The 6,208-nt window shown below is 54.1% G+C and carries 7 protein-coding genes; 4 read left to right on the plus strand and 3 right to left on the minus strand.

Annotation, left to right across the window (positions count from 1 at the left end):
- Positions 1-16: 16 nt before the first annotated feature.
- Together WCX19_RS12635 and WCX19_RS12640 are read right to left on the minus strand one after the other, a co-directional pair.
- On the minus strand, positions 17-628 hold the full coding sequence (locus WCX19_RS12635; protein ID WP_373008696.1) for a DNA cytosine methyltransferase: 612 nt from the start codon (positions 626-628) through the stop codon (positions 17-19).
- Positions 601-1,284: a DNA cytosine methyltransferase gene (locus WCX19_RS12640; protein WP_373008678.1), complete on the minus strand. Its 684-nt coding sequence runs from the start codon at positions 1,282-1,284 to the stop codon at positions 601-603. The genes WCX19_RS12635 and WCX19_RS12640 overlap by 28 nt, the downstream gene beginning before the upstream one ends.
- Before the next feature lie 564 nt (positions 1,285-1,848).
- On the opposite strand from WCX19_RS12640, the gene WCX19_RS12645 reads away from it, so the two are divergent.
- Together WCX19_RS12645 and WCX19_RS12650 are read left to right on the plus strand one after the other, a co-directional pair.
- On the plus strand, positions 1,849-2,004 hold the full coding sequence (locus WCX19_RS12645) for a DNA methyltransferase (protein ID WP_373008680.1): 156 nt from the start codon (positions 1,849-1,851) through the stop codon (positions 2,002-2,004).
- A 202-nt stretch (positions 2,005-2,206) separates the two neighbouring features.
- Positions 2,207-2,431, plus strand: a complete 225-nt coding sequence (locus WCX19_RS12650; protein WP_373008682.1) for a type II toxin-antitoxin system HicB family antitoxin — start codon at positions 2,207-2,209, stop codon at positions 2,429-2,431.
- Positions 2,432-2,475: 44 nt separating this feature from the next.
- On the opposite strand, the gene WCX19_RS12655 is transcribed toward WCX19_RS12650, so the two are convergent.
- Positions 2,476-2,916: a C-GCAxxG-C-C family protein gene (locus tag WCX19_RS12655; RefSeq protein ID WP_373008684.1), complete on the minus strand. Its 441-nt coding sequence runs from the start codon at positions 2,914-2,916 to the stop codon at positions 2,476-2,478.
- A 130-nt stretch (positions 2,917-3,046) separates the two neighbouring features.
- Here WCX19_RS12655 and WCX19_RS12660 point away from each other — a divergent pair, with 130 nt between their 5' ends.
- Together WCX19_RS12660 and WCX19_RS12665 are read left to right on the plus strand one after the other, a co-directional pair.
- Positions 3,047-4,222 carry a PLP-dependent aminotransferase family protein gene (locus WCX19_RS12660; RefSeq protein ID WP_373008686.1) on the plus strand — a complete coding sequence of 392 codons (1,176 nt, stop codon included), beginning with the start codon at positions 3,047-3,049 and terminating at the stop codon, positions 4,220-4,222.
- Between the two features lie 214 nt (positions 4,223-4,436).
- The gene (locus WCX19_RS12665; protein WP_373008688.1) at positions 4,437-6,116 is read left to right on the plus strand and encodes a PEGA domain-containing protein; all 1,680 of its coding nucleotides are present in this window, start codon (positions 4,437-4,439) and stop codon (positions 6,114-6,116) included.
- Positions 6,117-6,208: the final 92 nt, after the last annotated feature.

A 6,208-nucleotide genomic window follows, 5' to 3' on the forward strand; every position in this document is an offset into this window, starting at 1 on the left:
TATTGCGTTTTAATTATCAGAGAGCATTAAGCATTTTATGAATTTTTTCTGCAATGCCTTCTGCCATCAGGGGAGGAACGGCATTACCAATCTGAACATATTTCGCGAAACGTGGGCCTTCGAAGAGATAATTATCCGGGAAAGACTGGATCCGGGCCGCTTCCCGCACGGTCAGCGATCTCACCTGCCGCAGATCAGGATGGATAAAATAATGGCCATCTTTTCCCAGATGTGCGAGAACTGCATGGGAATTTGAATACCCATCCACGACTTTGAAACGATCACGGAAAATCTGGCGGTTTTCGTGAGTGATCAGATTATCCGGCAATTCATCATAGTGTAATCTCTGTCGGTAATCATTCCATTTTTGTATGGCAATTTTGTAAATTTCTTTGTCATTGGGATTATGTTTGCGTGCCTGGTGATGCCGGATTCCTTCATTTCCGGTTCTTATCTTTGTGGAAAGTAAATACCTGGAGGGTTTTTCTTCACGGTAGGGTTGAATATCATCAGTTCCTCCACCTGCCTGAAGTTCTGGCAGATCTTTAAGGAGCCCATTAATATTTTCTTTATAGTGGATCGGGGGAAAATCCGGATACGTCAGGTCATGCTCTTTTTTCCACCCGATGAAATCACCCGGTTTCTGTTTTGAAGGACGCCAAAGTCGTTTGCATTCAGGATATGCGTCTCCTTATCCAGATGATATCCAAGATCTGAGCATCCACCAATCACATTGTTGTATATTCTTCCCTTCTTTGCACTGATAATTCCCGGTACGTTTTCAAAAACAAATACCTCCGGTTTGAAAACATTCAGGAAGTGCAAATAATATTTATAAAGATAGTTTCGCGGATCATTCCGCATCCCATGTTCATCTTTTCCGCGACCCACAAGAGAATACGCCTGACAAGGGGGCCCCCCGATAATTACATCTACGGTTTTCCGACCAAACCGGGTTTGCAATTCGGATTGTATTTCTGCGATAATCGTTTCTTCCGTGGATCTGGAAATTTCCTGATTAATAATCAAATGCTTTTGGCCGGTTGTGGCCAAGGCAGATCTCAGGAAATCGTCACGTGAATAGTTTCCCCGGTAATATTGTTGATAAATGTCATCCTCACCCAAGGCTTGCAGATTATGATATATCAACCGGGTTTGCAATGTGTTGACTGCATATTGATCCTTCTCGATATGGGCGACAAAATCAAATGGTTGTCGGACAAATCCTTCGGTAAGACCACCGCCACCTGAGAACAGGTCAAGGACGACAAAATCCGACGCCATTTTTTACAGATGATTCTTGTCCTGGAGGGGTTATAAGAATTTGTATTTCATTGAGAGATCGCATAACCTTCGGGTAAGCCCACGCTGGTAGATGGCGCGGCCAGCCCCGTTTGAGCGTCCTCTTCCCTATAACGACTAAAAAACGCCTGTAAAACCCTCCAATTGCCATCCTCAAAAATCTGGCCAATTATAACCCCCCATTTGCCAAGATATGCCCAAATTGAGCCCTATATAACACCAATTAGCGGGTCATATTCGCGTTCTGGCAGCGATCATTTTCTACCACAACAGAAAACCCATCCGACCCCGAAAACCGCATTTAAAACGCGTTTGTGTGATCGTTTTATTTCATCCGATTTCAAAAATAAGCCCCATTTGGGCTTGTTTGTAAACGGAGCCCGATACGGGCTTCTTTTGGGCGGGTCAGGGGGCAATCGGGGCTCATATTGAGCCCGGATTGGGTCGGGTGGACTGGTGGAATGTGGGGGAAAATACAACCCGAACAGGGTTTCCGGTTAGGGAGCGACTGGAGCCCGCCCCTGCGGTGCATGAAACTCTTCTCGTTTGTCGGCGATACCCCGTGCTCGATCCCTTCATGGCAGCGGGAGCACGCTTGTTGCCGCCTCGCGGTGCAACCGCAAGGCACTCGGGATCGAGATCGATCCGCATTACTGTGAGATCGCGGTGAAGCGGATCGCAGATGAGAGCCGGCAGGATTAAGGGGCAGCCGGGGACTTGCATTCCCGGAAGACTCGGCCATGGCCTTTTTTAATGTTCGGCCCGTCCGTATAGAGATCCATGATGACCCGGGTAACGCCATTGAACCACCGGACCCGGGAAGGCTGGCGATCCGGGAAAAACCACCAGGATGACCTTTGCCGACAACAAAGGCTGTATACCCTCCCGCGAAATATAAGAGATCATGCAATACACAATCGTCCTGGAACCCAACGAGGAAGGCGGATTTGCCGCCCGCTGCGTTGAGATCCCGGGACCTGTTTGCCAGGGTGCGAACAAAGGAGAAGCGCTCGCCCGGCTTAAGGTAGCTATCGGTGAGGTGCAACAGGCCTGGGCGGCCGACCTGCACCGCACGATCCAGTCCCTTTCCTCCGAGATCATCAGGATCAAGGTCGCAGACGCCGCGTAAACCAACGTTTTCGCACCAAAAGGGGGATTTCTCCCCACAAAAATTTATAAAATTTTTTCAAGAATTTCCCCGGCATCATGCACGTACCGGGTGCATTTTGTTTTAAACAGGCCTTTTTCCCGGGCGACCGCCAGCTCTTTTGGATCCGAGAGGTTATGGCCGATCAGATCCGTGCAGTTAAGAGAATGGTTCCGGCGCAAAAATTCGGTGAGAAATTCGTTTGCCACCGCGTAGGTCTTCTCCTTTGCTGCAAGGTCGTCAACCGCAGTCCGGCCGTACTTCATCCCGATTACCATGAGCGCCCCCGTAACTGCACCGCAGGTGTTTCCCGTGTGTGCCATCCCGCCGCCAAGCCCGCAGGAGAGCCTGAGTGCTGCGTCGCGATCGATGCCGAAATCCTCTGCAAATGCGGCGCAGACTGCCTGCGAACAGGAAAATCCTTCGGTAAAGAGCGCTTCCGCATCATCAGCCCGTGTCAGTGTCATGATCCGGAATTATCCCCCTTCCCAGATAAGGTGTGCGGGGCACCATCCGGCGGGTAAAAAAAGGTACACCATTTTTTAGTGGCAAAAGCCAACAGAAGTACGCGAATTTGTTTTCACGTTCAGGCGTACCATGACATTTCACTTTGCCCGGCGGATCGAGCATGCCCCGGCCTCGTTCCTGGGAGAGTTATTCCGGGTCTCTGCCGATCCTTCGATCATCTCCTTTGCCGGAGGACTTCCCTCGTCTGCGCTGATCGATACGGAGGGAATTGCGGAGGCGGCAAAGGAGGTCTTTACCACCGACCCCGAAGTCGCCCTCCAGTACTCGACAACCGACGGCTACCGGCCGCTGCGGGAGTACATCGCGGAACGGTACAGGAAAAGACTCGGCATCCCGGCTACCGCAGATGAGATCCAGATCGTGAACGGGTCGCAGCAGTGCCTCGACCTCTTCGCAAAGATCTTCATAAACCCCGGTGACCGCGTGGGCATGGAGCGGCCGGGCTACCTTGGGGCGATCGAGGCGTTCTCACTCTACGAGCCGGCGTTTGCGGCCGTACCCCTCGACAGCGAAGGCCCGGACCCTGCCGCGTTTGAAGCGATGACAAAAAAGACGCCCGTGAAATTCTTCTACGGCATCCCCAACTCCCAGAACCCCTCGGGCTGCACGTATTCGCAGGACCGGCGAAAGGCGATCGCGGAGTGCCTTGAAGGGACGGACACGGTCTTTTATGAGGACGACGCATTCGGGGAACTCTTCTTTGACGGCAAGCCCCGGCTGCCCGTGAAGCACTACCTCCCGGAGCAGTCCGTGATCTCGGGGTCGTTCTCCAAGATCACTGCCCCCGGCATGCGGATCGGGTGGATGTATGCCCCAAAAGAGATCCTCGCCGCGTTCAATACCGCGAAGCAGGCGGCCGACCTGCACTCAAACTTCCTCTGCCAGCAGATCCTTGCCCGGTACCTCGCGACGCACGACCTTGATACCCACATCAAAAAGATCGTCGCGGTCTACGGCCGGCAGTGCCGGCTCATGTGCGACCTCTTCGACGACCTGATGCCCGCCCTTTCCCACACGACTCCGGAGGGGGGCATGTTCCTGACGGCAAAATTACCCGCCGGGATGCCTGCTATGGACGTGTTCCGCAAAGGGATCGACAAGAAGGTCGCGGTGCTGCCCGGCATGCCATTTTTTGTTGACGGCGGCGGGGACGATACGATCCGCCTGAACTTCTCCAGTTCAGACGAAGAGAAGATCAAGGAAGGCATGAACCGGCTTGCCAGTGTTGTAAACAGGCATTCCTAAAAACACTACGGCTGGGCGGGAAATTGGCTACCGGGCATTTTCATCCTTGCCCCCTCGACCATTTACGGCACCCGCGTTTTTCTGACAACGAGAGTGCAGGCCAGCAGGAAATGATCAGCCTTAGATCCCGCACGGGATTTTTCTGGCGCACCTCACAAATCCTCTTTTATTTATATCAGGATCGGCCAGATGTAATATTACAGGAAGAGATAGTGTGACAAAAAAAGTACTTATACTTGTGTTGGTGTTGGCACTCTGCCTGATCGCCATTGCCCCGCTCGCGGCGGGTGCCGACCCCCTGGAGCCCGGCCCGGTGGTCATCGAGACCACCACAGAACCGACTCTCATGCCGACCCTGACAGCGCCGACAACGGAAAAGACAACGGTACCGACAACACGGCCAACAACAATTCCCACCACGGAACCGACTCTCATGCCGACCCTGACGGCGCCGACAACGGAAAAGACAGCGGTACCGACAACACGGCCAACAACTGAAATTCCTACCACGGAACCGACTCTCATGCCGACCCTGACAGCGCCGACAACGGAAAAGACAGCGGTACCGACAAAACAGCCAACAACAATTCCCACCATGGCCCAGACCATCACGGTGGGTAGCGGGAAAGGCTGGATCGATGTGCACTGTAATGTCGATGGCGCCACGGTCTATTTTAACGGCATTGCACAGGGAACTATTTCCGGGGGCATCCTCTCAGTGGCAGTGTCCACCACGGGTACCCCCGTCAGTACGATAACCGTTTCCAAGTCGGGCTACCAGAGCTGGTCCGGAGAACCGTCCCACATGCCGGAGGATAACGAGCATGTCGAGGTCTATGCGACCATCAACCCGGTCATCACCACGACTCCGACCACCATTCCACCGGTAACGACCGGGCAGATCTATGCCCAGTCAAGCCCCAGCGGTGCGGCCATCTACCTGAACGGGAACTTCTACGGGTATGCCCCGCTATCCATACCGAACCTGGTGCCGGGCACCTACTCGATGAAAGCCACCCTGAGCGGGTACACGCCGGACACTGCACTCGTCAACGTATATGCCGGCCAGACTGCGCCCTATTACCCGGTCCTCAGCCAGTCACCCCAGCCCCGGCAGACCGGCACGGTATACGTGACCTCTAACCCGAATTATGCATCCGTGTCTGTCGATGGTAATTATTACGGGAAAACACCCCTCACCGTAAGCCTGTACCCGGGCAGCCACCAGATCGTGCTCAAACTCACGGGATACAACGATTATTCTTCGAACGTCTGGGTCACGGCCGGCCAGTCCCAGGACCTGCCGGTCATGATGTCGACTGCGATCTACGGGTCGTTTACCATAACATCAGTACCGGGAGCAACCGTGTACATGGACAGCGCCGCGTTAGGAACCACGAACTCTGCCGGGATCTTCCAGCAGAGCGGCATTACATCGGGTAACCACATCTTCAAGGTGACCGCATCCGGATACAACGACTGGATGAACACAGTTTACATCCAGGCAAACACCGTGACCGCGATCTCCGCAACACTGACACCCAAGGGTGTAAACCCGACACCGACCCCGGTCCAGCAGACCGGTGGCCTTTCGATTGCTTCGTCTCCCACGAACGCGGAGACCTATGTCGATAACCTGTTCCGGGGCTACACCCCGCTCACCGTGCCGGACCTTTCAACGGGTAACCATATGGTCCGTCTTTCGGCCACAGGATATGTTGACTACACTACGACTACGACCGTAACCGCAGGGCAGACCGCACCGCTTGCAGTCACGCTATCAGCAGCCCCCACACCTGCACCGACCAAGTCCCCGGCTCCGGCGCCGGTGCTGGTTGTCGGCGTGCTTGCAGCCGTCCTTGCGATTGGCGGATTTATGAGGAGGCGATGCTGATATGGCACAGACCTGTTCATGTTCAACAAAACTCTGGGTTGCCGCACTTGTTGCGGTAGTGATCATCGCAGCGCTGACCGCGTTTGCGTACA

This window comes from Methanoregula sp. (assembly GCF_041663825.1).
In the GTDB taxonomy this organism is placed as follows: domain Archaea; phylum Halobacteriota; class Methanomicrobia; order Methanomicrobiales; family Methanospirillaceae; genus Methanoregula.